The organism is Shimia sp. R11_0, assembly GCF_017744035.1.
Taxonomy (GTDB): Bacteria; Pseudomonadota; Alphaproteobacteria; order Rhodobacterales; family Rhodobacteraceae; genus Shimia; species Shimia marina.
Window position 1 is genome coordinate 188,969 of sequence record NZ_JAGHQY010000001.1, and the last position, 24,933, is coordinate 213,901.

Below are 24,933 nucleotides of genomic sequence, written 5' to 3' on the forward strand. Positions count from 1 at the left end.
AGTGCCCCAGCACTCTGCGCGGCCGATCTTTTGGAAATGAGCCTCCGTCGGTGCATCGGCTCTTACCGGCTTCGTCTAGCACCGCGCATCCCCGCGCCGCGACGGACAAGGATTTTGCGAAACAGGCTTTGGCTTTTGAATTCCGACCAATTCTATAAGATTTCGATCGGATCGGCCCTTAGTTGGTTCGCCCCTGACGGTGTTGCGCCGGGCTGAACCCGAAAAAGCGCTTATAGGCTGTCGAGAAATTTGCTGGGCTGTTGTAGCCAACCCGATAGGAGATTTCTGAAATAGACAAATGGCCATCGCGCACAAGCATCTGGGCACAAGTCATCCGTCTGCGCAGCACATATTCAAAAATCGTTGTGTCAAAAGCTTTGCGAAACTGACGCTGCAGCGTGGTCTCATTGCTACCGAGGGTTTGCGCCAATGACAGGATCGAGGTGAACTGTTCAGGCGCTTCATCAATCATCGCTTTGGCTTCATAGGCGATCATGCGACGATCCTTTGTCTCTGCAGAGACCGTGCCGGGAAACTGCTCTGCGAGATCAAACAGCGACGCCATGATCAGGCTTTCCACAAAGATCACCGATGTCGTTCCGCGGTAAGGATTGTTGAGAAGCCGAAGCAGATTTTCGCGAATGCTACGTGACTCCGGCGCACTGTGGATATGTAGATCATTCCGAAAATGGTGATACAGCCCCGCCAGTCGACCACTCGGGTCATCCTGCGCCGCCCGTTCAAAGAAACTTTCACCAATCAGGAATGACACCATGCGCACACGATCGCGGGCGACAGGTTGATCCAAATATTGAGTATGGCCGTTATTGATGATGAACCGCGGCGTGCCATCCGGAGACAGATCAAGCGCCTGCCCCCCAATTTGCGTCCGCCATGTCCCACTGAACAGTGCGCCCAACCAAAGCGATGGCGGCAGCTGACCACTGGTCTGAAACATCGTGTCAAACACCATGTCACAAGAAAAGAAATGCACATCACGCGCCACTTCAAGGGATGTGTAACGCCCTGTCAAAAGGGCATCAGGCGTATCCTGATCACGCCCTTTAATCACGCGTGCTTTGGGTGCTGCCAAGGCAAGTGCCTCGGCAAGCCGGATCACTCCCGGCTCGTCCACACCAACCTGAAAATCTTTGTATACTTCTGAAATTGCCACGCCAGATCCTCACAGATATCCAAAAGTTGCGATGGATGGGGTGCGTGGGCGCTTGGCCTGCGTCGTCAACCATGTTGACGACGGGGACGCTATCGGGTTTCGAATGGGGCTTCAAGGCGCAATGCCCCAGCCCAAGGCATCAAACCTCTTTATCACCAGCGTTGGTGCGCGCCTGATTGTGCCCTTTGGAACGTTGTTTGGCCGCCGAAACGTTAACGCGAAACACACCTCCGTGTTACCGACGCGATACCGCCCGGTTACCGACGTGCCATTTCCGGAAAATATCCCTGATCTTAACTTTTCCGCACATGGATTAACCTTTCGTTCATGATTTTTAAGCAGGCTTAACCAATGATCAAAGCCCGCGACGTTGAGGAAGGCCGGCTTCCGCTTTTTGAGGCGGATGAGGCCCCTGTCGCACCACTCACATCTGGCAAGGTGCCTTCCTATCTTGCTGATCATCGTAAGCGCCTGCGTGCCCGGTTTCTTTCTGGCGGCGCGCAGGCGCTTCCTGATTACGAAATGCTAGAATTGCTGCTGTTCCGGGCCATTCCACGCCAAGACGTCAAACCCTTGGCCCATAAACTTTTGGAAACATTTGGAGATTTCAATGCGGTGATCAGCGCGCCCAGGACACGCCTCACTGCGATCAAGGGCGTGGGGGAGGCCGTTGTCTGTGAGTTGAAGATTGTCGAAGCCGCCGCTCACAGGCTGGCCCGCGCCAAAGTCATAAACCGGCGCATTCTGTCTGACTGGGACAGCCTGCTGACCTACTGCCACACCACCATGTCACACCGTGACACAGAACAGTTCAGGGTTTTGTTTTTAGACACAAAAAACACTCTGATCGCAGATGAAGAACAGGCGCGCGGGACGGTAAACCATGTGCCTGTTTACCCCAGAGAGGTGGCCAAACGTGCGCTTGAACTCAATGCCAGCGCCCTGATCATCGTCCACAATCACCCCTCTGGTGATCCGACCCCGTCAGAGGCAGACATTGCCATGACGCATCAGATCAACGCAGCCTGCCATGCCCTCTCGCTGACGCTGCATGACCATATAATCATTGGAAAATCTCGCGAACTGAGCTTTAATGCCGAGGGCCTGCTGTAGCTCACCGCACCCAAATCTCCACCCGCCGGTTCACCTGCCGCCCCCAGGCCGTATCATCACAGGCCATGGGCATTGCTTCTCCAAAGGCATGCACTTGAATATCGATCCGCTCTGGATTGGCTGTTTCTGCCGCCGCCAAAACCGCCGATTTCACAGCCTCCGCCCGACGCAGGGCAATCTTCTGATTGGTGTCCGCAGGGCCATCCCCATCAGAAAACCCAACAAAATAAAGGGTGCGCGCATCATAAATGCCTCCCTCAAACGCCCGAGCCAATTGTTGAACATTGGAGCGAGATTGCGCATCCAGTCGGCTCGAACCGGTTTGGAAACGGAACGAGGTGGACAGGCGCTTCATTCCAGACAGCGTCGTGGTCAATCGCTGTAGGGTTTCAAGAGGAACCTCTTCGCCTGCGCTGGAAATGGCATTGGCAAAACGATCGCCCTGTAGGTTGATCGCAATCTCTTCGGCTGTTTGATCCACAAATCCCGCCCGCCGGATCACAATCTGTGCCGAAGCACTGCGGGTATATGCCAGAAAATCGCGCGCAATCTTTGGCAACCTCCGCGCTGGAAAATATAGAAACATCGGAGCGTTAAGCGGATAGTCCTCTGTTTTGATCGTCCGACGCGACGCCGCCAGAGAGAACCCACAGCTGCCTGCCAGCGTCAAATGTTTGGCGTTGCCCGTATCGGCATAAGAGGCAATCCCAATCGCAAAGGGATCCCGCTCCACAGCTGCAACCAGCGCATCATTGCGCCCATGACGCAGCGCCGTCTCAACCGTGGTCAGATTGGCACGCTTCATCAACTGATCTTCCACCGCCTGGGCAAAGCCAGACTGTGTGTCCATCATATGCAGGGTGATTGGGGCATCCGCCCCGCCAAGCGCCTGCCAGTTCTGAATTTTTCCTGCGAACACTTCGGCAAGTTGCTGCAGCGAGATCGCTGAAACCGGGTGTCCCGCCGATACAATCGGCACCATCCCATCAAGCGCCAGCACCCGGCTTCTGTTGGCATCGGACATATCACCCAGCCCGGCCTCATATCCCAACTCAGATTCCTTCGGGCGGATTTCGCGCAGGGACATGACGATATCAGCTTCATCCGCCAGTAAGTCAGCAAACCCTTCGTCCGCATTGCTGGCATGAAAATGAAATCGGGCCAGGACCTGACCGTCTTTACCGGAAAGCACATATGTGAAACGCTGAAGGCTCTCTGGCTCTCGCTGGACAACATAACCTTCATTGCGTGCAAAAGCTTCCAGCAACGCCGGGAGCAAGATGTCGGCCATCGTGGCGGAGCCGGAAATCGACACATCGGCGACAAAATTCAAAAGACTGGGACAACCCGGACCTTCGCAGAAAACACCTGAGCCATCTACGGTAAGCTCTCCGTAAACGGTCTCAACACGATAGAACTCACCGTCAAACCCAAGCAGGGTACCGGAAATTTCCACTTCACCATCATGCGATTTGAGAAGCACATCCTGCGCCATCGCTGAGAGCACGCCAAACAAAAGGAAAAGTGCGGCGAATACCGCCGCACGAAGCTGAAACATCTGAGAGTCCTGACCGCCGGTTATTTTTGCGCGATTGTCAGGTCTTCCACGAGGTTTTTCAACAGCAGAAATTCACCAACCGCATCGCAATCTGGCATCTGCATGCGCAGCTCGCGGGGCGCGTGCAGGTTACCCTGATGCAAAGTCATGCTAGACAGCGCCATATCCTGCCCGCAGTTGCCCTGTGTGACTTCGGTTTCAATGCTGATCGCAATGTCACCCCGGGCATTCGCAAGCCCGGTGGGAAACGTATAGACCTCTGCCTGTGCTGCTGACAGCATGCCAACCGCCTCAAAGCGCATCAAAAAGCCACCCGCCCCTCCTGCAAGCGCACTGAGGTCACGCGGTGCCTCCCGCCAGACATGACCAAGCTCACCGTAGTCAGCCCCAAATTCACGCGCATGCAGCTCTGGGCCACGCGCTCCCTGCCATTGCAGCACCACCCTGTCGTAAAACGGCAGCGACTCCACCTCAGCAGAGGCAAATGCACCATCACCATTCGGATAAGAAACTGAAAAATTAGCCGTTTCTGACAGCGCGGGTACCATCAGCTGCAAAGAGCCATCCTGGGGTGTCTCAACATGAAACCGCAGGCCCGCATGTTCGATCAACGCCAGTTCCCCGCCGTGACAGGGTGCAAGCGCCGTGAGCGCCACCAATGCACCAGCGGTTGTCTCCGTCTGCAGCGAGACAGTGCAACCAAGGCGCGGCGTGTGCTCTTCTGCTGGCAAAAACCCACCCGGCTTATCATCAGCGACGGCAACCAATACCGGTCTGCTCGGCAGTGAGGCGCCATGACCACGCTCCTTTGGCATGATAGGCAGCGTGCTGACGCCTCCCAAAACCGGCACATTCATGTCCTGTGGCAAGCGTAAAGGCGTTCTGCCTGAACGCGGGGCTTCAGCCTCCTCTTCTACCAGAATAGCAGCTTCGCTGGTTTGCATGGCAAAGCCGATGCAAATTGCGGCAGAGGATGTGGCGAAAGCCAAGGCATATCTGCGGTATGCGTTTCGTAGATCCTTCATCGTTTCTCCTTGCCCCACGCACGGCTCTTTCATGGCAAGGTCCCAAAGAAAAAGGGCGCCGATAAGGCACCCTTTGGATCATTCTCTGTTCGTTTTGGGCTGCACTCAGGCGAGTTTGCCATGACAGTGTTTGAACTTCTTGCCTGATCCGCATGGGCAAGCTTCGTTGCGCCCCGGGTTGCCCCAAGTGCTCGGATCGTTCTCATCAAACCCTTCGCGCGCTTCGCCAGCAGGTGCCGCAGCTTCCTGTGCGGGCGCAGTGGCCTGCATGGACTCCATTTGCGCTTGTTGACGTTGGGCCATTTCCAGCGCGAGCTGTTTTTGCTCATCTTCAGAAATCGGACGCACACGTGACAAAGTTGTGGTCACATCGATCCGAAGGCTGTCGAGCATGCTTTCAAAAAGCTGGAAGGATTCGTTTTTATATTCATTGAGCGGATCGCGCTGCGCATAGCCACGGAACCCCACCACAGAGCGCAGATGCTCCAGCGTCAGAAGGTGCTCCCGCCATTTACTGTCAATCGTCTGCAGAAGAACCTGCTTTTCGATCATGCGCATGGCATCTGGGCCAAAGCTTGTTGCCTTGGCCGCCATCATTTCATCGGCAGCTTTTTCAAGCCGTTCCCGCACGCTGTCGTCGTCAGCCCCTTCTTCTGCGGCCCATTCGATGACTGGCACATCAATGCTCAGATGCTCGATCACAGCCGCATAAAGGCCTTCTGTGTCCCACTGATCCGCATAGGTTTTGGGCGGCAGGTGACGCTCCACCAGCTCATCAATCACGTCATGGCGCATATCCTGCACAATGTCGGAAAGATCTGCTGCTTCCATGATGTCGCGACGCTGAGAAAAGACCACTTTACGCTGCTCATTCATCACATCGTCAAACTTCAGAAGCTGTTTGCGGATGTCGAAGTTGCGCCCCTCGACTTTCGCCTGCGCGCGTTCCAGAGACTTGTTCACCCATGGGTGCACAATCGCTTCCCCCTCTTTCATGCCAAGAGAGGAGAGCACTTTGTCCAGACGGTCAGAACCAAAGATGCGCATCAAATCATCTTCAAGGCTCAGGAAGAAGGAAGAGCGACCAGGGTCTCCCTGACGACCGGAGCGGCCCCGGAGCTGGTTGTCAATCCGGCGGCTTTCATGACGCTCTGTTGCCAGAACAAACAAACCGCCAGCCTGTTTTACAGCCTCTTCATCATCTTTGTGCTGCGCTTCGATCTGTTCACGGATCGCCGCGTGATCCCCTTCAGGCGCGGCTGCGATGGCCTCCAGCACCTTGAATTCAACGTTACCGCCAAGCTTAATGTCGGTCCCGCGGCCGGCCATGTTGGTGGCGATGGTCACCGCGCCCAATTTGCCTGCATCTGCAACAATCTGCGCTTCCTGTTCGTGCTGGCGCGCGTTCAGGACGTTGTGTGTCACACCTGCCTTGTCCAACAGCCCAGACAGGAATTCGGACTTTTCAATCGATGTGGTCCCCACGAGGATCGGCTGGCCTTTGGCATGCGCCTCTTTGATGGTTTCCACGATAGCGTCAAACTTTTCACGCGCCGTGCGGTAGACCGCATCATCTTCGTCGATCCGAGCCACACCACGATTGGTTGGCACTTCAACCACACCAAGGCCATAGATTTCTTGAAATTCCTCAGCCTCCGTCGCAGCCGTCCCTGTCATGCCACCCAACTTGTCATAGAGGCGGAAGTAGTTCTGGAACGTCACCTGCGCCAGCGTCACGTTCTCCGGCTGAATCTGACAGCCTTCCTTGGCTTCAATCGCCTGATGCAACCCATCAGACAAACGGCGACCTGCCATCATGCGGCCAGTAAATTCGTCGATCAGAACGATCTGACCGTCGCGCACGATGTAGTCCTTGTCACGTGTAAACAGCTTATGCGCCCGCAGGCCTTGGTTCACGTGGTGCACGATCGTTGTGCTTTCAGGGTCATACAGGCTCTGTTCGCCTTCGAGCAGGCCACGGGCTTTCAAGTGTTCTTCAAGAAACTCATTGCCCTCATCCGTGAAAGTCACATTGCGGCTCTTTTCATCAAGCGAATAGTGATCGTCCTGCACATCCGGGATCAGCTTATCAATCGCAACGTAAAGGTCTGTACGATCCTGAGATGGACCAGAAATGATCAAAGGCGTCCGGGCTTCGTCGATCAGGATACTGTCCACCTCATCCACAATCGCAAAATTATGGTCGCGTTGGGCCATATCCTTGAGTTCGCCCTTCATATTGTCACGCAGATAATCAAACCCAAGCTCATTGTTGGTCGCATAGGTCACATCACAGGCATAGGCCGCGCGTTTCTCATCTTCGGGCTGCTGCGGGTAAACAACACCGGTTGTCATCCCAAGAGCCGCAAACACATTACTCATCCACTCGGCGTCACGACGCGCCAGATAGTCATTTACGGTGACGACATGCACACCTTTGCCGGTCAGCGCATTAAGGTAAGCCGGGAAGGTCGCAACAAGCGTTTTGCCTTCGCCGGTCTTCATTTCGGAGATGTTACCCTGATGCAGGAAGATGCCGCCCATCAGCTGCACATCAAAGGCCCGCAATCCCAACGCACGCTTGGCAGCTTCGCGGCAGTTGGCAAAAGCTTCCGGCAAAAGGGCATCAAGGGACTCACCGCCCTTTGCGCGCTCAGCAAGCTCTTGCGTTTTGGCTTTGATGTCATCGTCGGAGAGCTTCTGAAACTCTGGCTCCAGCGCATTGATTTTTTCAACGATCGGACGCGTCGCCTTGACCTTGCGATCATTAGGCGTGCCAAAAACCTTTTTGGCGATTTTTCCGAAACCCAGCATATAACTTGTCCTTCGTTGACGCTTTCTTGCGAGGCTAATTCTTGCTGTCTCGGCCCAGTACTCCTAGAAACGAGAAAACAGCCTGTTTGCCTTGATCTCAAAGCGATGTAAGGGGCGTCAGGAACAGTGTCAACGCCGCCATAGGATGCGGCACAAGCCAAGGACAATTCGATGTCAAAACACCTCAATTTCTTGTGCGCAACTGCGGCCGCTCTGTGCTTCGCCCTCCCCGTCTCTGCTCAGGACACCCCGTCCTTGGACACAGTGATGGCCACCGTGAACGGTGAAGTGATCACTCTGGGCGATATGATCTCTGTTCATGCGGGGCTGCAGCCGCAGTATCAGCAGTTACCCGTTGACACACTGTTCAGCAGCATCCTTGACCAGCTGGTGCAACAGACAGCACTCGCACAAAGCCTCAATGGCGAAGTGCCTCAGCATGTTGAAATCGCCTTGAATAACGAACGTCGCACTTTGTTGGCCTCAGAAGCGCTGGAAGCCTTTGTTGCCGGCAATGAGGTGAGCGACGAAGACTTGCAGGCCGCATATGACGCAAAGTTCAGCGGCTTTGTCGGCGAGGACGAATACAATGCCAGTCACATTCTCGTGCCAACCGAAGAAGAAGCCAAGGACATCCGCAAGGAGCTAACCGACGGAGCGGACTTTGCTGAGACCGCCAAAGTGAAATCTACCGGCCCTTCGGGCGCGTCCGGCGGCAGCCTGGGTTGGTTCGGTGCGGGCCAGATGGTGAAACCTTTTGAAGACGCGGTTGCCGAACTGGCCGTTGGCGAAATTTCACAGCCCGTGCAAACACAATTTGGGTGGCATCTGATCATCCTGAACGATGCGCGCAAAAGCGAAGCCCCCACTTTTGAAGAAGCCCGTCAGGAGCTTTTGAACAACGCACAACGCACGGCCGTTCAAGCCTTCATTGCCAAACAGGCCGCGGCCGCCGAAGTGGATCAATCTGGCGCCGATGCGGTGGATCCAAGCCTGCTTCTGCGCAAAGACCTTCTCTTCCCAAGCCAAGAGCAGAACTAAGCCATGGGTGAAATTACGCATGTCTCCCCGCTCGCTCCTGAGGCGTTTCCGGATCTCCCAGTGATTGAAGGGGTCTCTTTTGCCGCTGTGGCAGCCGGGGTGAAATACGCGGATCGCAAAGACGTTATGTTGGCGCAGCTCGCCCCCGGCACAGCCGTGGCCGGTGTCTTCACCCGTTCCGCAACCCGCTCAGCCGCTGTACTGGATTGTCAGGAGAAAATTGGACATGACAGCGCTACTGGGGCCGCGATTGTTGTGAACGCGGGCAATGCCAACGCCTTTACCGGCAAGAATGGAGCCACGGCCACCAAAGTGGTGACCAATGCGGTTGCTGCATGTCTTGATGTGCCAGAAGGCCGTGTCTTCTCCTCCTCAACCGGGGTGATTGGCGAGCCTCTGCCACATGATCGGATCACAGCCAAATTGGAGGCTCTGAAGGCGCAACTGGACCCAACCGCCATTGATCAGGCGGCTGAGGCCATTCGCACCACAGACACTTTTGCCAAGGGCGCAACACGCACCATTGAGGTGGATGGTAAGCCTGTGAAAATCGCTGGCATTGCCAAAGGGTCTGGTATGATCGCCCCAGATATGGCGACCATGTTAGTCTATATCTTCACGGATGCGACCATGCAGCGTGTAGATTTGCAATCCCTGGTGTCAGAGCTCAACCAGAGCACTTTCAACGCCATCACGGTCGACAGCGATACCTCCACATCAGACACGCTATTGGTCGCTGCAACCGGTGGCTCCGGTGTCAATGTCACAGCGGACAACGCGCCATTTAAGCAAGCCTTGCACGACGTTATGCAAGAACTGGCGCATCTGGTTGTGCGCGACGGAGAAGGCGCGACCAAATTTGTTGAAGTCCGCGTCACCGGCGCAGCCTCCGCAGATGATGCGCGGGTACACGCCATGGCCATCGCGAATTCGCCTTTGGTCAAAACAGCCGTTGCAGGCGAGGACCCCAACTGGGGCCGTGTTGTCATGGCCATCGGTAAGTCCGGTGCCGCAGCAGACCGTGACCTTCTAAGCATTCGCTTTGGCGACATTCTGGTGGCGGAGCAGGGCTGGGTCTCTCCCACCTATAAGGAAGAGGATGGGGCAAACTACATGACGCAGCAAGAGCTGCTCATTCATGTTGATTTGGGTCTCGGGGATGCGGAGGACACCGTGTGGACCTGCGATCTTACCCATGGATATATCACCATCAACGCGGATTATCGCTCGTGAAAACTGTACTTGTCGCCGCTGTCACCCTGATTGATCCAGAAGGGCGCATCCTTCTGGCACAGCGCCCAGAAGGCAAATCCATGGCAGGTCTATGGGAATTTCCGGGAGGCAAAGTTGAAGCCGGAGAAACGCCCGAGACCGCGCTGATCCGGGAATTGCAAGAGGAACTCGGGATCGACACCTGGGAGAGCTGCCTGGCTCCCCTGACCTTTGCATCACACTCATATGAGGACTTTCACCTCCTGATGCCGCTATTTGCTTGTCGCAAATGGCAGGGTATTCCCCAAGCGAAGGAAGGTCAGACTCTCAAATGGGTCCGTGCTCAAAATTTAAAGGATTATGAAATGCCGCCCGCCGACATTCCATTGATTCCGATGATTAGAGATTGGGTTTGACGCAAAAAACGCGCAAAACACCTATTTTTGAGCGGAAAAAGCGTGCGCTATACGAAAGAATACCTTCTTTTTTTAATAGCGCACGTTAATATGACATATGCATGACAGAAGTTGTGCACGAAAAATTAACCAAACCGATGTGTATTGGATGTCAATCAAATGGGGATTTTTGACATGCTTAAGACTATCACTGTAGGCAGCTGTGTTTCGATCCAAGGTCCGGTCGTAAAGAACCTTCCTGATGGACGTGTATCCATCCGCGTGGGTGACAAAGTTTACTCCGGTAAGCCGATTTCTTAATCACAGCGACACGAGCAAGAAAAAAGGGCCGCCCTGAACAGGCGGCCCTTTTTCTATGGGAGTTCTCACACGGCGCGCGGCGCGTACGCTGGATCAATCCAGCGTACGAGTCACTTCTTCGCGTTCGAAAATCTCGATCACATCATTTGGACGGATGTCATCGTAGTTTTCAAATGCCATACCACATTCCTGACCGGACTGAACTTCAGGCACTTCGTCCTTGAAGCGTTTCAGTGTCTTCAGAGTACCTTCGTGGATCACCACGTTGTCGCGCAGCAGACGTACACCTGCGGAACGACGCGCAACGCCCTCGGTCACAAGACAACCAGCCACCTTGCCAACACCGGTCACTTTGAACACTTCTTTGATGTTCGCATAACCGATGAAGTTCTCGCGGATTTCCGCAGACAGCAGACCAGAGGCCGCCGCTTTCACATCATCCACAAGGTCATAGATCACCGAATAGTAGCGGATCTCCACACCTTTTTGGTTGGCAGTATTACGGGCGGAGGCGTTTGCACGGACATTAAAGCCCATGATCGGTGCGCCACTGGCTTCGGCCAGCCCAACATCCGTCTCGGTGATCGCACCCACACCGGAGTGCAGCACGCGCACGCGAACTTCGTTGTTCCCGATTTTTTCCATCGCCTGAACAATCGCTTCAGCGGAACCCTGCACGTCAGCTTTCACAAGGATCGGCAACTCGGCGACGTTTTCGTCTTCCTTGGCCTTCTGCATCAGTTGTTCAAGCGTGGTCGCTGCACCCGCGGCTGCGCGCTTGTCCTTGGCAACCTGAGCACGGTATTCCGCGATCTCACGCGCCTGCGCTTCGGTCTCGGTCACGTTCAGAACGTCGCCTGCTTCCGGTGTGCCGTTCAGACCCAGCACCTCAACAGGCACGGACGGGCCAGCTTCTTTGACGCGCTCACCCTTATCGTTGATCAGCGCACGGACCTTACCGTATTGCTCACCCACAACGAAGATATCGCCTTGGCGCAGCGTGCCTTTCTGAACAAGAACGGTCGCCACTGGGCCACGGCCCACATCCAACTGCGCTTCGATCACAGCACCCTGTGCCGCACGATCTGGGTTCGCTTTCAGCTCAAGGATCTCAGCCTGCAGCGCAATGGATTCCAGCAATTCATCCAGACCTTGGCCCGTGTGTGCAGACACTTCCACATCCTGCACTTCACCAGACATCGCTTCCACGATCACTTCATGCTGCAGAAGCTCCGCGCGCACTTTGTTGGGATCTGCGGCTGGTTTGTCGATCTTGTTGATCGCCACGATCATCGGCACTTCGGCCGCCTTGGCGTGGTTGATCGCCTCAATGGTCTGCGGCATGACGGAATCGTCTGCGGCAACAACCAGAACAACAATATCCGTCACCTGTGCACCACGCGAGCGCATGGAGGTGAAGGCCGCGTGGCCCGGAGTATCAAGGAACGACAGGGTCACGCCATCATCGGTTTTCACCTGATAGGCACCGATGTGCTGGGTGATGCCGCCTGCTTCGCCGGACACAACCTTGGCATCGCGAATCGCATCCAGGAGCGAGGTTTTGCCGTGGTCCACGTGGCCCATGATGGTGATCACCGGCGGACGGGACTGCAAATCTTCGTCTTTGTCTTCAACATCGGAGATCACATCTTCCACGTCTGCATCGGAAACGCGCACAACCTTGTGGCCAAACTCTTCGATGATGAGTTCAGCAGTATCCGCATCAATGGTCTGGTTCTGCGTGACCATCATGCCCATTTTCATGAGCTCTTTCACAACGTCAGCAACACGCTCGGCCATACGGTTGGCAAGCTCAGAGACCATGATCGCCTCTGGAAGCTGCACATCACGCACAACCTTTTCGCGCTCAACCGCGCCGCCCATGGCTTTCTGGCGCGCGCGCTCTTGCTTGCGCTTCATCGCAGCCATGGAGCGGTGACGATTGTTCTCACCACCGGTAGCCTGACCCAATGTCAGCTTACCAGAACGGCGACCGTCATCACGCCCCTTGCCCCGACCGCCACGCTGTTCGCGCTCGCGGTCAGCCTTACGCTGTGTCGGCTGTGGCGCAGGTTTGTTGGTTGGCGCACCACGGCCTTGCGGCGCAGCTTCTTTCTTGGGTGCGGCAGCTTCGGCAGCTGCGCGTTTCGCGGCCTCTTCGGCCTCTTTTTTCTTACGCTCTTCGTCTTCGGCCTTTTTGCGTGCACGCTCTTCGGCTTCACGCTGTTCGCGCTCTTTGGCTTCCGCTTCCAGACGGCGACGCTCACGCGCCTCGGCACGGGCTTTTTCTTCCGCCTCACGCTTTGCAGCGTCCTCAGCTTCGCGCGCCTTCGCGGCCTGCAGCGCCTTCAGGCGGCGCTCCATTTCTGCATCTGAAATGCCAGCTGGCCGACGGTTAGGATCACCACCGGCTTTGGGAGAGCCGCCGCCCGTTTTCGCCGCACCGGGTTTGGGCACCACAACGCGCTTGCGCTTGGTTTCCACCACGACATTTTTCTTGCGTCCGTGGCTGAAGCTCTGCGTCACGTTGCCAGGGCGGTTGCCACCGCGCAGACCCAAGGTTTTTTTACCGTCGTTATCGCTCATCTGGCTGTCTTGTCCTTCCCGGAGGCCGATGCCACCGTATTTTCCCGTACGCCTTTTAATCTTAGGGCTTCCTCTACAACACGATTTGTGAGTCCGCCAGACGCAAGCGCTCCATGTATCACAGTTTGTCGCCCAAATGCCAAACCCAACTCGGCGGCAGTGAGCCAATCTATGTGGTGACCCCCATAGGGAGGCCTCAGTTTCGTTTTGCCACGTTCAGAGCCATCGCTCGCCTGCAGCAGGACTTCGGCCACATCTTTGGTCAGCCAGTCCTTTACTTTTTCAAAGCCCGTCACGGCCTCGCCCGACTTTCGCGCCAGGCTGATCAAATCAACGGTGCGGCGCCCCAATTGGCGAGACACCTCTGCGACCAAATCTTCCGGCACAGTGACCTGCTGCTTGGCAGCACGGGCAAACACACCTTTCTTTCCTGCCTTTGCGAGCGCATCAGCTGAGGCTGTGACCCACATTCCTCGACCGGGCAGCTTGCCGGTTACGTCCGGCACAACCTGTCCTTCCGGGCCAACCACAAAACGGATCAACCCTTCTTTGGGGGCCACAGCGCCGGTGACGATGCACTTGCGCTCTGGCTTGTCTCCCTTTTTGCCGGGACGGCCACCGCGGCTCATCGCGTTTCCTCTGAGACCTGAGATCAGGCCTCAGCCTCCTCAGAAGCACCCTCTTCGCCGTCTTCTTCGGCCTGAAGCTCATCAGGATCAACCCAACCCAACACGATACGTGCGGTCATGACCATATCCTGCGCTTCTTCCAGGCTGATGCCGAAAGGCTCAAGCACCCCGTCATCCTTCACACGCTCGCCATTTACGGAGGTCCAGCCACCGGCAAGCTCCCAATCGGCACAGGTCGCAAAATCTTCGAGATTCAAAACGCCATCTTTGGCGAGCGCTTCGATCATCTGGGGTGTCAGACCCTCAAATGCAACCAGGCTGTCCTGTACACCAAGCGCACGGGCCGCATCCAGAGCCGCTTTGTTCTGTGCATCGATGTAGTCACGGGCGCGCGCCTGCAGCTCATTGGCAGTGCCTTCGTCCACGCCGTCAATGACCAAAAGTTCATCGACTTCGACGTAAGCAACTTCCTCAAGGTTGGTAAACCCTTCGGAAACCAGAAGCTGTGCAAAGAACTCATCAAGGTCCAGAGTATCCATGAACAGCTTGGTGCGCTCTTCGAATTCTTTCTGACGACGCTCGGATTCTTCGGCTTCCGTCATGATGTCGATGTCCAGAGCGGTCAACTGGCTGGCAAGACGCACGTTCTGACCACGGCGACCAATCGCCAGAGACAGCTGCTCATCCGGCACCACAACTTCGATTTTGCCCGCTTCTTCGTCAAGCACAACCTTGGACACTTCTGCCGGTTGCAGCGCGTTCACCAGGAAGGTTGGCTGATCTTCATTCCATGGGATGATGTCGATCTTTTCACCCTGAAGCTCGTTTACAACCGCCTGTACGCGCGATCCACGCATACCCACACAGGCACCCACTGGATCAATAGAGCCATCGTGGGAGATCACGGCGATCTTGGCACGAGAGCCCGGATCACGTGCAACAGCCTTAATGTCGATAATACCATCATAGATTTCTGGCACTTCCATTTTAAAGAGCTCAGCCATGAACTCGGGCGCCGTGCGACTCAGGAAAATCTGATGGCCGCGTGGTTCACGACGCACCTCTTTGATGTAAGCGCGCACACGATCACCGGAACGGTAGCTTTCACGGCCAATCTTGTCATTGCGACGCAACACAGCTTCGGCACCGCCCAGATCAACAATCACATTGCCAAACTCTTCGCGCTTTACAGAGCCGTTGATGATGCTGCCTGCGCGATCTTTGAATTCTTCGTATTGGCGATCACGCTCGGCTTCGCGGACTTTCTGCAAAATCACCTGTTTGGCAGATTGCGCCGCGATACGACCCATCTCAACCGGCGGCACTTCTTCCACAAACACATCGCCCACTTCGGGGTTTTCCATGTATTGCTTGGCCTGCTCTACGGTGAATTCCGCCTGATAGTTCTCCAGCAGTTCGTCCTCAACAACCGTGCGCACACGCGTGAAAGTTGCCTTCCCGGTGCGGCGGTCAATAGAAACGCGAATGTCCATCTCCGCGCCATAGCGGCTCTTGGCAGCGCGGGCGAGCGACTCTTCCATCGCCTCAACCACGAGACCCGGGTCGATCATCTTTTCGCGTGCGACCGCTTCGGCCGTTTGAAGCAGCTCAAGCTGGTTTGCAGAAGTGATTGCCATAGTCTTTACTCCTCGGACTCGCCGGACGTATCCTCGCCGGTCTCGATGTCGTCAAATTCGTCTTCGTTCAAAATGCCCGCTTCCTTGCGCGCCTTGAGCATTTCCTTGATCAATTCATCAGTCAGCACCAGTTTGGCATCCGCCAGCCAGTCAAAACTCAGGCCAACCGTGACGGTTTCGCCCTGATTTTCAATATTGATCAGAACGTCTTCGCCTTCGATGCCTGCAAGCACGCCTTTGAAACGCTTGCGCCCATCGATCAACTCACTTGTTTCGATTTTGGCCTCATAGCCCTCATAGGCTTCAAAGTCCTTCAAGCGGGTGAGCGGACGATCCACTCCCGGGCTGCCCACTTCCAGAGTGTAGGAATCCACCAGTGGGTCTTCCACATCCAGAATAGCGCTGATCGCATTGGAGATCTGGGCGCACTCATCCACTTCGATGCCACCGCCGGGACGCTCCGCCATAATCTGCAAAGTGTGAGTCTTGCTACCCATCAGGCGCAGACGCACCAGTTCAAAGCCCATGTCTTCGATGACAGGGGTCACAATATCCGCCAGCTTGCGGTCAATCGCCGCTTTGGCAATCAGGTCACTCATAGACGTGTTCCAAACACAAAAAAACGGGCCCGCGGCCCGTCGATCTTTCCCGGTGGTGCGCTCTGAAGCTTCAAAACACGCCGCTGTTGGGATGCATATACGTCGAAGGGCCTGAGTCTGCAAGGCCCAATCGCATTGGCCCTAGGTGCGCCACCAACGCTCCGCAAAGCGCGCATTGTCCAACCCATACTGCGCACCAATGGTTTGAGGCGTGGAAACACTGGACCGAACCGCCTGAAGATGTTTGGCAAACGCCGGAACAACCAAGCCACTTCTTTGCTGCACAAGCCTTTGGAGATCACCGTAATGTGCGCGACGCTTCGTAGCATCCAACTCCGAACGCGCAGCTCGCAGCACACTCTCAAACTGCGCATCTTGCCAGCGAGAGTGATTCCAGAGCGCCCCAGGCGCCAAATAGGTCGACATGGCCCAATCTTCGGTGGCGCGCCCTGCGGCGGCCTGCACTGCCACTTGGCCAGCCGCCGAGACCACATCAACCACAACGCCCAGCGCAGCCAATTGAGAACGAAACTCCGACACCATCAACGCAGCGTTTTGCGAGCTTGAAGGCGCAACGCTGAGCGCCAAACGATCCACGCCGGCACGCGCAAACAAAGCGCGCGCCTGCTCTGGATCATAGGCAACGGTAGAGACAGGGTCGCCAAAGAAGGGATTGGCCGGACCAATAGGTGAGTCGGCTCCAACCTGACCAAAACCAGCCAGCGGGCCTGAGACGAATTTATTTCGGTCCAGTCCCAGCTTAACTGCACGACGCACCAGTGTTTGCCCCCAAGCAGGCAGGCCATCCTGAAGGGCAAAGCTGTAATGCTGATTACCCTGAAGCGCCTGCAATGACACCCCGCTCAAATCATCACATTGACGCGCATGCGCCGGAGGAAGCTGCCCAACAACATCCACCGTGCCTTCCAGCAACATATGGGTGCGTTCGGCTGGGTCGCTGGAGTTGTGCAACACAATATCGTCAAAGAAACCTGCCTTAGCGTCTTTGTAGTGCGCCGTCACACGCTCCGCATGCAGCGTGTCACCTGCGCGAAATTCACGCACACGATAAAGACCGGTCCCAATACCGTTCTGCATAGCCAGCTCAACATAGCCTGCAGGGTAGATCACCAGATGGTAATCCGACAGAAGGTATGGGAAATCCGCGTTGGGCGCCGAGAGAACAAATTGAAGCTGATGTTGCGTCAGCACCTTTATCTCTGTGACATCGCGCAACAAGGGTGCCGCAGGAGATCGGCTCTGGTCCCCCATATGCAGCGCGAATGAACGCACAACATCCTCAGCCACAAAGGGCTTTCCGTTGTGAAACGTCACACCCTTGCGCAGGGTGAATGTCCAGGTTTGCGCATCCGCGCTGGCATCCCAACTTTCCGCCAGCTCTCCGCGCAGCGCGCCATCTGGCCCAATTTCCGTGAGACAATCAAAAACGGCCCCATGGGCCGCAGCCATCATAAAGAGGCTGTCATGGCTGCGCGTGTCCCAAGTGTCATTTGGACGACCACCGGATAAAACGGCACGGAGCATTCCACCAGATTTGGGCATGTGCGCCGCCACAGACATCCCAGACGCCGCAAGCACACCTGCGGCGGCACCGGAAGTCAAAAGGCTACGTCGACTGATGCGTGACACAGGCACACTCCATGAATCTGGACGTCGATCAGACGCGCTCAAGCCAGCAATGTCCAGCCGTTTTACTAAATACGGGCCAATTCATCCATGATGCGCACGAGTTCTGCGCTGATACCGGGCTCTGACAAAGCGTGGCCCGCATTGCGGATCATGCGTAAGTCCGCCATTTTTCCCCAGGCTTTTGCCAGATCATGCGCCGCCTTGGGCGGACAGATCATGTCATAGCGCCCCTGAACGATGTAGCCGGGAATATCCTGCAGCACCGCCATGTTCTTCAGAATATGGCCATCCTGTTTCAGGAAACCTTTGTTGCGGAAATAATGGTTCTCCAACCTAGAAAACGCGCGCGCATATTCTGCTGGTGGTTCGCCTCCGGCACCGTTTGAATACACGGAAGCCAGCGCATTTTCCCAACTGGCCCAGGCGCGCGCATATTTAATCTCTGTCGCACGATCCCCGCAAAACAAGCGGTGGTGATAAGCCTCAATCAGATCATCCTGCTCTTCTTCAGGGACAAGATCGGCAAAGCGTGCCCATTGATCTGGCCAAAAATATCCTGCCCCGCCGCCATAGAACCAATCCAACTCACGCTTGGTCATCAGAAACACCCCGCGCAACACGAGACATACCGTCTGTTGCGGATGGGATTGCGCATATAGCAACGACAGTGTTGCCCCCCAACTGCCGCCAAAGACGATCCATTCGTCAATGTCCAGCGTAGTACGAATACGTTCCATATCCGCCACAAGGTGCCAACTGGTGTTGTGGTCCACCCCTGCATGAGGGCGGGAGTGCCCGCAACCGCGCTGATCAAAGAGGACAATACGATAGACTTTGGGGTCAAAATAACGACGCATGGGCGGGCTGCTGCCGCCACCCGGGCCCCCATGCACCACGACAACCGGCAATCCATTTGGATTTCCCGATTGTTCGACGTAAATGCTATGCCCGTCGCCTACGTCCAGCATCCTCTGGTCAAAGGGTTCGACCGGAGGGTAAAGGTAGTGCACTGCGCGCTTTTGGCCCGAGTTTTTATCCATGTCCTACCTATATTGGTTGCGACGCCCAAATGAGCATGGAGAGTTCAAAATGCAAGCCACCAATACAACTGTAGACCCTGCAGAAGTGGCAAAATTCGAAGCCATGGCTGCGGAGTGGTGGGATCCAAACGGCAAATTCAAACCGCTTCACATGCTGAACCCATGCCGATTGCATTATATTACGACCCAAATCGCGGCAGAGTTCAATCGCGACCTGTCTGCTGACTTGCCTTTCCAGGGCCTGCGCATCCTTGATATCGGCTGCGGTGGCGGCCTCTTGTCGGAACCAATGGCGCGACTGGGGGCTGATGTTGTCGGCGCGGATGCTGCAGGAGGCAATCTGCCCGTGGCCCGTCTGCATGCGGAGCAGTCTGAGCTCACAATCGACTATCGCCACACCACTGCGGAAGATATGGCCGCAAATGGCGAACAGTTCGACGTGGTTCTGAATATGGAAGTGGTTGAACATGTGGCCGACCCGCTGAGTTATCTCACGGCCTGCCAAGAGCTCCTGAAACCTGGTGGGCTTCACATATGCTCAACCATCAACCGAAACCCGAAGAGCTTCGCTGTGGCGATTGTCGGTGCGGAATTCGTGATGCGTTGGCTGCCCAAGGGCACGCATGAATGGAGTAAATTCATCACGCCAGACGAACTTTTTGCACTCATTGAGAAATCAGGGCTGTCCCCTGTTGACCGCAAGGGGTTTGTGTTCAACCCGATCAGCTGGCGCTGGTCAATTTCTGATCGCGATCTGAGCGTGAACTACGTCACCGCCAGCATCAAATCTTAGACAACTCTTAATGCGTCTCTTCGAGCTTGAGGCGCAATTCACGCAAGATCGGGAGTGCAGCGCGCACCCGATCATCTCCCAGTTTACTGACCATATCATTGATGATCGGCGCCATACTTGCGAGCGCAGCATCCCGCGCCTGTCGCCCGGCCGGGCTGATGGCAACCATTTTGCGGCGTGCGTCATCCCAATCAGGACGGATGTGCACATAGCCCGCTGTTTCAAGCTTGTGCAGAGTGTTCGTCATCGCGCCCCGCGTGAGATGGAAGGTTTTGGCCAACTGCGCAGGACTGCGTTCTGCATTGGAGCGATCCAGATGGTTGAGCACAGAAAAATGCGACAGCTCCATGCCCTTGGGTAAGACCTTTGACAAGCGGGAGCGGGCAAGCTGATCCACCATCAGAATCTCACCAAACAGGGTGATGGCCAATCCGCTCTTGTCGTTCATTCAGGGCCCGTCAAAATCTCGATCATGTTGCAGTGAAGGCACTTGCCTGCGCGCTTTCTGAACCAAAGACAGGTCGACATCAACAAGTGTTACACCCTTTGCCTCTCCGGCATCGGCCAAAACCTCTCCCCAAGGCGCAATGACCATAGAATGCCCATGTGTGCGGCGTGATTGACCACGTGTTGTAGGGTGCTGTCCCGTTTGAGCGGGCGCAATCACAAAACAGCCTGTCTCAATCGCACGTGCCCGCAGCAAGGTTTCCCAATGGGCGCGCCCCGTCACGTGAGAGAACGCGGCGGGCACGGTTAAAATCTCCGCGCCATGTTGCGCCAGTGTGCGATGGAGCCCACCAAAGCGCACATCGTAACAGATACTCATGCCAATTGCGCCAAAGGGTGTTTGCGCGACAACCGCCCGGTCGCCCGGACGATACCCATCTGACTCCCGATAGGTTTCCTCAGGTGTCACATCCACATCAAACATGTGAATCTTGTCGTAGCGTGCAACAATCTCGCCTTTGTCAGACACCACAAAGGAGCGGTTGGCGAAACGCCCATCTGCATCTTCTGTTTTCAAGCCCAAGCTACCGACAAGCAGCCAGATTTCCAATTCCGCGCACAGCGCCTGCAACGCTTTTAATGTGGCATCATCTTCTTCCGTTTGCAGCACCGCCTTCTGATGGGACCGGCTTGTGGAAAGGCAATTCATCACTTCCGGCAAAAAGGCAAAATCCGCCCCCGCTTCTTTGGCCTCAAGAAGCATGCCTCTGGCCTGCTGAAGATTGTCTTCCGGCAAGTCAGAGGAGGTCATTTGCAAAAGAGCTGCACGCATCTGATTTAAACCGCCAACAGTGCGTCAAGCTTGCCGTCACGCTCCAACGCATACAGATCGTCACACCCACCAACATGGGTTTCACCAATGAAAATCTGCGGCACCGTGTGCCCGCCATTGGCGCGTGCCATCATTTCCGGTTTGCGATCAGGATTGCGCAGCACGTCGATCTCCGTGAAGGTCACGTTCTTTTGCGCGAGCAAACGTTTGGCGGCGTGGCAAAAGCCACAAAGCGGGCTGGTATAAATTTCAACGGGCTGCATCTCAGATCCTTTGTGCTTTGCTTCGTTGTCTGCCATTTAGGTATCCTTTGCAACGCGTGCCAGCGTGGCAACACACACATCTTTGGCATTTGCATTGAGGCAAGCCTCGGTTGCCGCTTTCAACGTCGCCCCCGTGGTCAAAACATCATCCACCAACAAAACCGAGGCCTTGTGTAGCATTTCAGCATGTTTCGGATTGGCACAGATGGCCCCAGATAGCTTTTGCCTGCGCGCGGCGGCTCCCAACCCTTCCAAACTGCCCAAGCCTCTGACACGTAGCAATAGATCAGGACAATACGGCAGCGAGAGATGCCGAGCCACTGCCTCCGCCACAAGCGCTGCTTGATTATACCGCCGCCGCAAATAACGCCATCGGTGCAAAGGCACCGGCGCCACAAGCGTATTGGGCTTCAAAAGCGGCTGAGCAGCGCCTGCCAGCCACTTGGCAGCGGGCCGCACGATATCTGTGCGATCTCCATGCTTCAGAGCGAGAACCAGACTGCGCCCCACGCCACCATACATAAATGCAGCCCGACCTTTTGACCAAGGCGGACGATCATAAAGACAGCTGTCGCACAATGGAGAGATCTCCGAAGCACCATCAATCACCGGTGCGCCACAGGCATCGCACACATCCCCACCGAGAAATGTCACCTCCAGCCAACAGTCTGCACATAGGGCAAAATCGCTTTCAACCAGCGCTCCACATGCGACACAACGCGGCGGGAACAAAAGCCGCAAGGCAGTTTGAAACTTGGCCTTCACATGCCTATTGTCCGCAACATGCAGAACACCCCTAAACTCACAGATCGAAAATCCTTGGAACGCAACCGTGCGCGGGCGGATTTGACCGCAGGTATGTTTCTGCACGAGGCCGCGATTGATGAAATTCAGCATCGCTTAAGTCTGGTTAATAGAACCTTTACAAAGCCCGCCATCGTGTCGGGCTTTCCAACGGTTTGGGGCGAGGCCTTCCCCGAAGCCCTTTGCGTGCCGGACACCGACACACTGAAACTGAAGGAAAAATCATACGATCTGGTCATCCATGCGATAGGGTTACACTGGGCGGATGATCCTGTGGGCCAAGTGATCCAATGTCAGCGCGCACTGATCAATGATGGATTTTTCCTCGCCGTGGCTTTTGGCGGCCAAACACTCCATGAATTGCGCGCCTCTCTGGCGCAGGCAGAGGTGGAAATCACCGGCGGCTTGTCACCGCGCATCGCCCCAATGGCAGAAATTCGAGATATGGGGGCTTTGCTGCAGCGCGCAGGACTGGCCTTGCCTGTTGCCGATGCCGTACCTCTCAAGGTGACATATGAAACGCCCTGGGCACTCATGAAAGACTTGCGCATGATGGGGGAAAACAATGCCCTACATGCGCGACTAAAAAGCCTAACACGGCGCGCAATCATGATCCGCGCCAGCGAAATCTACGTAGACAGCTTCATGGAAAACGGTCGTATCCCTGCAACCTTTGAGATGATTTATCTCACCGGCTGGAGCCCTGATGCCAGCCAGCAACAGCCGCTGCGCCCCGGATCCGCCACAAGCCGTCTTGCAGATGCACTCGGCGCCCCTGAAATCAAACTTCCTAAGTGACCAATTCGAATCGGACCAACCCAATGTCTCACGCCACATGCCCGGCTCATGCCCCAGCGGATCACCCCAAAGTTGCGCGCGGCAAGACCGGTATCTTGCTCGCCAACCTTGGTACGCCTGACGACTACAGCTATTGGCCTATGCGCCGATATCTGAACGAATTTCTCTCTGACAAACGGGTGATCGACTACCCATCTTGGAAGTGGCAGCCTCTGTTGCAACTGATCATTTTGACAAAGCGACCCTTTTCCAGCGGGAAAGCCTATGAATCGATTTGGGACAAGGAGCGCGGCGAAAGCCCACTCATGGTGATCACAAAAGATCAGACAGCCAAAATCGCAGAAACCATGCAGGACCGTCATGGGGATCAGGTGATGGTTGATTTCTGCATGCGGTACGGCAACCCTTCCACAGAGTCCAAAGTGCGCGAGATGGTCGAAGCAGGCTGTGAACGGATCGTGTTCTTCCCGCTTTACCCGCAATATGCAGGCGCCACATCAGCAACTGCGAATGATCAGTTTTTCCGGGCCCTGATGAAAGAGAAGTGGCAGCCCGCAGCACGCACCGTACCGGCATATTTCGACCATCCGGCCTATGTTGAAGCGCTGGCGCAATCTGTGGAGCGCGCCTACGCAGCGCAGGAGAAAAAGCCAGAACTTCTGGTGGTCTCTTACCACGGCATGCCCAAGCGTTACCTGATGGAGGGAGACCCGTACCACTGTCAGTGTCAGAAAACCACGCGGTTACTCAAAGAGCGCCTCGGCTGGAAAGACACAGATCTTTGCACCACGTTCCAATCACAGTTTGGCCCCGAAGATTGGCTACGCCCTTACACTGTGGATGAAGTGGCCCGCCTGGCTGAGGAAGATGGCAAAAAGAGTATTGCCGTGATTGCACCTGCCTTCTCAGCCGACTGCATCGAAACGTTGGAAGAAATCAACGAAGAGATCAAAGAAAGCTTCGAAGAAGCCGGCGGGGAAGACTTTTTGTATATTCCCTGCCTCAACGATGATGCCCTTCACATTGAGGCGCTCTGTAATATCATTGACGAAAACATGGGCGGCTGGATCAAGTAATCCAGATTTATATGCCAAAGGCGCTCTTGCGCAGGGGAAACCGTCTGCGCAAGACAACAGTGTGATCAGACAAGCTGACAACACAAAAAGGCGGGGAAAACCCCGCCTTTTCGCAATTCAAATGCTGTATATATCAGCTTGCGGATGCAGCAGCAGCCACAACAACCAACAGCAGCAGTGGAACCCACACGTCGTTACCGGAACCGCCAGCGGCTTCTTCGATAACAACAGGTTCAACAACTGGATCGGCCAGGCCGCCAGCAAATGCAGTGGAAGCAGCAGCAGTCAGAGCAGCAGCGAGAACGAGTTTTTTCATAGTATCCTCCAGAATTCGCTTGCCACCATTACAATGAGGGCGATGACAAGCACCCAAGACTTACCTCGTAGTCCACGTCTAAACAGTAAATCTCTGTGATTGCAAAGCTAAGTTTGCCAATTAAGGCCTATCGAGAGCAGAATGTCGTCAAATAAGCAACACTTGCGTGCCCACTTTTGTCAATGAAAACAATTCCGCAATGTGTTCATTGTACAAACCGATACAGCCATTTGACGACCGCCGCCCAATCTTACGAGTGTCATGCGTCCCATGAATGCGATAATAGGTCCAACTCAAATAGAGTGCATGCGTTCCCAATGGGTTATCAGGACCCGGCCCGACAAAATCAGGCCACTCTGGATTGCGTTCCTTCATAGAAGGCGTCGGACGCCAGCTGGGGCCTTCCACTTTACGTACAATCTTAGTTCTACCTAGGCGTGTCAAATCTTCGGTCAATGGAACAGAGGTCGGATAGAGTTTGTAAATCGCCTCATCTTCTGACCAAAAATGCAGCGCACGCGACGTCACGTCTACCAGCACTGCGCCATTGTCGAGATTGTCGAAGTAAGGTGCCCAATCCAAAGACCGGAAGCTGGAAATGTTGCGTACCACACGCTCATCCAGATCGCCTTCGACCTCTGTGGTGTCAGATTCGGTTTGTGCAAGTGCAGGCGCACTCAAAAAAGCTGCGCCGCTCGCCAAAAAGGCTCGGCGGCCTAAGGTCTTGGACCGTTTCACCATCATCATTCTCTCCAGAAACCAAATCTAACAGGCGACGCTATCATATTGCGGGAATGCCGCAGTCGCAAA

General features: G+C 55.4%; 23 protein-coding genes. 7 read left to right on the plus strand and 16 right to left on the minus strand.

Features of this window, described 5'->3' with window-relative positions:
- Positions 1 to 178: 178 nt before the first annotated feature.
- Positions 179 to 1,174 (minus strand): helix-turn-helix transcriptional regulator, encoded by a 996-nt coding sequence (locus J7382_RS20190; RefSeq protein ID WP_209066464.1) that lies wholly within the window; start codon positions 1,172 to 1,174, stop codon positions 179 to 181.
- Between the two features lie 351 nt (positions 1,175 to 1,525).
- Between J7382_RS20190 and radC the strand changes: the two genes are divergently transcribed.
- Positions 1,526 to 2,287 (plus strand): DNA repair protein RadC, encoded by a 762-nt coding sequence (radC, locus tag J7382_RS00820; RefSeq protein ID WP_209066465.1) that lies wholly within the window; start codon positions 1,526 to 1,528, stop codon positions 2,285 to 2,287.
- Between the two features lies 1 nt (position 2,288).
- Here the strand turns inward: radC and J7382_RS00825 are convergent, their stop codons facing one another.
- The 3 genes from J7382_RS00825 to secA form a co-directional block, all read right to left on the minus strand.
- A complete protein-coding gene (locus tag J7382_RS00825; RefSeq protein WP_209066466.1) occupies positions 2,289 to 3,845 on the minus strand; it encodes a phosphate ABC transporter substrate-binding/OmpA family protein in 1,557 nt (518 codons plus the stop codon).
- A gap of 20 nt (positions 3,846 to 3,865) precedes the next feature.
- Positions 3,866 to 4,870 (minus strand): translocase, encoded by a 1,005-nt coding sequence (locus tag J7382_RS00830; protein ID WP_209066467.1) that lies wholly within the window; start codon positions 4,868 to 4,870, stop codon positions 3,866 to 3,868.
- A 105-nt stretch (positions 4,871 to 4,975) separates the two neighbouring features.
- On the minus strand, positions 4,976 to 7,684 hold the full coding sequence (gene secA / locus J7382_RS00835; RefSeq protein ID WP_209066468.1) for a preprotein translocase subunit SecA: 2,709 nt from the start codon (positions 7,682 to 7,684) through the stop codon (positions 4,976 to 4,978).
- A gap of 267 nt (positions 7,685 to 7,951) precedes the next feature.
- On the opposite strand from secA, the gene J7382_RS00840 reads away from it, so the two are divergent.
- From J7382_RS00840 to mutT, 3 genes are read left to right on the plus strand one after another with little or no spacing between them, the layout of a single operon-like run.
- A complete protein-coding gene (locus tag J7382_RS00840; protein ID WP_247744769.1) occupies positions 7,952 to 8,725 on the plus strand; it encodes a peptidylprolyl isomerase in 774 nt (257 codons plus the stop codon).
- 3 nt (positions 8,726 to 8,728) lie between these two features.
- Positions 8,729 to 9,958 (plus strand): bifunctional glutamate N-acetyltransferase/amino-acid acetyltransferase ArgJ, encoded by a 1,230-nt coding sequence (gene argJ, locus J7382_RS00845; RefSeq protein ID WP_209066472.1) that lies wholly within the window; start codon positions 8,729 to 8,731, stop codon positions 9,956 to 9,958.
- Complete coding sequence (gene mutT, locus J7382_RS00850; protein ID WP_209066474.1) at positions 9,955 to 10,353, plus strand: 8-oxo-dGTP diphosphatase MutT; 399 nt, start codon at positions 9,955 to 9,957, stop codon at positions 10,351 to 10,353. The genes argJ and mutT overlap by 4 nt, the downstream gene beginning before the upstream one ends.
- A gap of 393 nt (positions 10,354 to 10,746) precedes the next feature.
- Here mutT and infB read toward each other — a convergent pair whose 3' ends face one another.
- The 6 genes from infB to pip form a co-directional block, all read right to left on the minus strand.
- Positions 10,747 to 13,239, minus strand: a complete 2,493-nt coding sequence (infB, locus tag J7382_RS00855; RefSeq protein WP_209066476.1) for a translation initiation factor IF-2 — start codon at positions 13,237 to 13,239, stop codon at positions 10,747 to 10,749.
- Positions 13,236 to 13,868, minus strand: a complete 633-nt coding sequence (locus tag J7382_RS00860) for an RNA-binding protein (protein ID WP_209066478.1) — start codon at positions 13,866 to 13,868, stop codon at positions 13,236 to 13,238. The genes infB and J7382_RS00860 overlap by 4 nt, the downstream gene beginning before the upstream one ends.
- 23 nt (positions 13,869 to 13,891) lie before the next feature.
- Complete coding sequence (gene nusA, locus J7382_RS00865) at positions 13,892 to 15,505, minus strand: transcription termination factor NusA (protein ID WP_209066479.1); 1,614 nt, start codon at positions 15,503 to 15,505, stop codon at positions 13,892 to 13,894.
- A 5-nt stretch (positions 15,506 to 15,510) separates the two neighbouring features.
- Positions 15,511 to 16,104 carry a ribosome maturation factor RimP gene (rimP, locus tag J7382_RS00870; protein ID WP_209066480.1) on the minus strand — a complete coding sequence of 198 codons (594 nt, stop codon included), beginning with the start codon at positions 16,102 to 16,104 and terminating at the stop codon, positions 15,511 to 15,513.
- 141 nt (positions 16,105 to 16,245) lie between these two features.
- Positions 16,246 to 17,754 carry an ABC transporter substrate-binding protein gene (locus J7382_RS00875; protein ID WP_209066481.1) on the minus strand — a complete coding sequence of 503 codons (1,509 nt, stop codon included), beginning with the start codon at positions 17,752 to 17,754 and terminating at the stop codon, positions 16,246 to 16,248.
- Positions 17,755 to 17,819: 65 nt separating this feature from the next.
- Positions 17,820 to 18,794, minus strand: a complete 975-nt coding sequence (gene pip, locus J7382_RS00880; protein ID WP_209066482.1) for a prolyl aminopeptidase — start codon at positions 18,792 to 18,794, stop codon at positions 17,820 to 17,822.
- A gap of 49 nt (positions 18,795 to 18,843) precedes the next feature.
- Here pip and ubiG point away from each other — a divergent pair, with 49 nt between their 5' ends.
- Positions 18,844 to 19,587: a bifunctional 2-polyprenyl-6-hydroxyphenol methylase/3-demethylubiquinol 3-O-methyltransferase UbiG gene (gene ubiG, locus J7382_RS00885; protein ID WP_209066483.1), complete on the plus strand. Its 744-nt coding sequence runs from the start codon at positions 18,844 to 18,846 to the stop codon at positions 19,585 to 19,587.
- A gap of 7 nt (positions 19,588 to 19,594) precedes the next feature.
- Here the strand turns inward: ubiG and J7382_RS00890 are convergent, their stop codons facing one another.
- From J7382_RS00890 to J7382_RS00905, 4 genes are read right to left on the minus strand one after another with little or no spacing between them, the layout of a single operon-like run.
- A complete protein-coding gene (locus J7382_RS00890; RefSeq protein WP_058238835.1) occupies positions 19,595 to 20,035 on the minus strand; it encodes a MarR family transcriptional regulator in 441 nt (146 codons plus the stop codon).
- The gene (locus J7382_RS00895; RefSeq protein WP_209066485.1) at positions 20,036 to 20,866 is read right to left on the minus strand and encodes a carbon-nitrogen hydrolase family protein; all 831 of its coding nucleotides are present in this window, start codon (positions 20,864 to 20,866) and stop codon (positions 20,036 to 20,038) included. It lies immediately after the preceding gene.
- Between the two features lie 5 nt (positions 20,867 to 20,871).
- Positions 20,872 to 21,129: a glutaredoxin 3 gene (grxC, locus tag J7382_RS00900; RefSeq protein ID WP_209067529.1), complete on the minus strand. Its 258-nt coding sequence runs from the start codon at positions 21,127 to 21,129 to the stop codon at positions 20,872 to 20,874.
- 36 nt (positions 21,130 to 21,165) lie between these two features.
- The gene (locus J7382_RS00905; RefSeq protein WP_348539987.1) at positions 21,166 to 21,894 is read right to left on the minus strand and encodes a ComF family protein; all 729 of its coding nucleotides are present in this window, start codon (positions 21,892 to 21,894) and stop codon (positions 21,166 to 21,168) included.
- Here J7382_RS00905 and J7382_RS00910 point away from each other — a divergent pair, their 5' ends adjacent.
- Together J7382_RS00910 and hemH are read left to right on the plus strand one after the other, a co-directional pair.
- Entirely contained in the window at positions 21,895 to 22,731 is an 837-nt protein-coding gene (locus tag J7382_RS00910) for an SAM-dependent methyltransferase (RefSeq protein ID WP_247744770.1), read from the plus strand.
- A 23-nt stretch (positions 22,732 to 22,754) separates the two neighbouring features.
- Entirely contained in the window at positions 22,755 to 23,807 is a 1,053-nt protein-coding gene (gene hemH, locus J7382_RS00915; RefSeq protein WP_058238833.1) for a ferrochelatase, read from the plus strand.
- A 133-nt stretch (positions 23,808 to 23,940) separates the two neighbouring features.
- Here the strand turns inward: hemH and J7382_RS00920 are convergent, their stop codons facing one another.
- Together J7382_RS00920 and J7382_RS00925 are read right to left on the minus strand one after the other, a co-directional pair.
- On the minus strand, positions 23,941 to 24,123 hold the full coding sequence (locus J7382_RS00920) for a hypothetical protein (RefSeq protein ID WP_209066490.1): 183 nt from the start codon (positions 24,121 to 24,123) through the stop codon (positions 23,941 to 23,943).
- 147 nt (positions 24,124 to 24,270) lie between these two features.
- Positions 24,271 to 24,864, minus strand: a complete 594-nt coding sequence (locus J7382_RS00925) for a L,D-transpeptidase (RefSeq protein WP_209067532.1) — start codon at positions 24,862 to 24,864, stop codon at positions 24,271 to 24,273.
- Positions 24,865 to 24,933 lie beyond the last annotated feature (69 nt).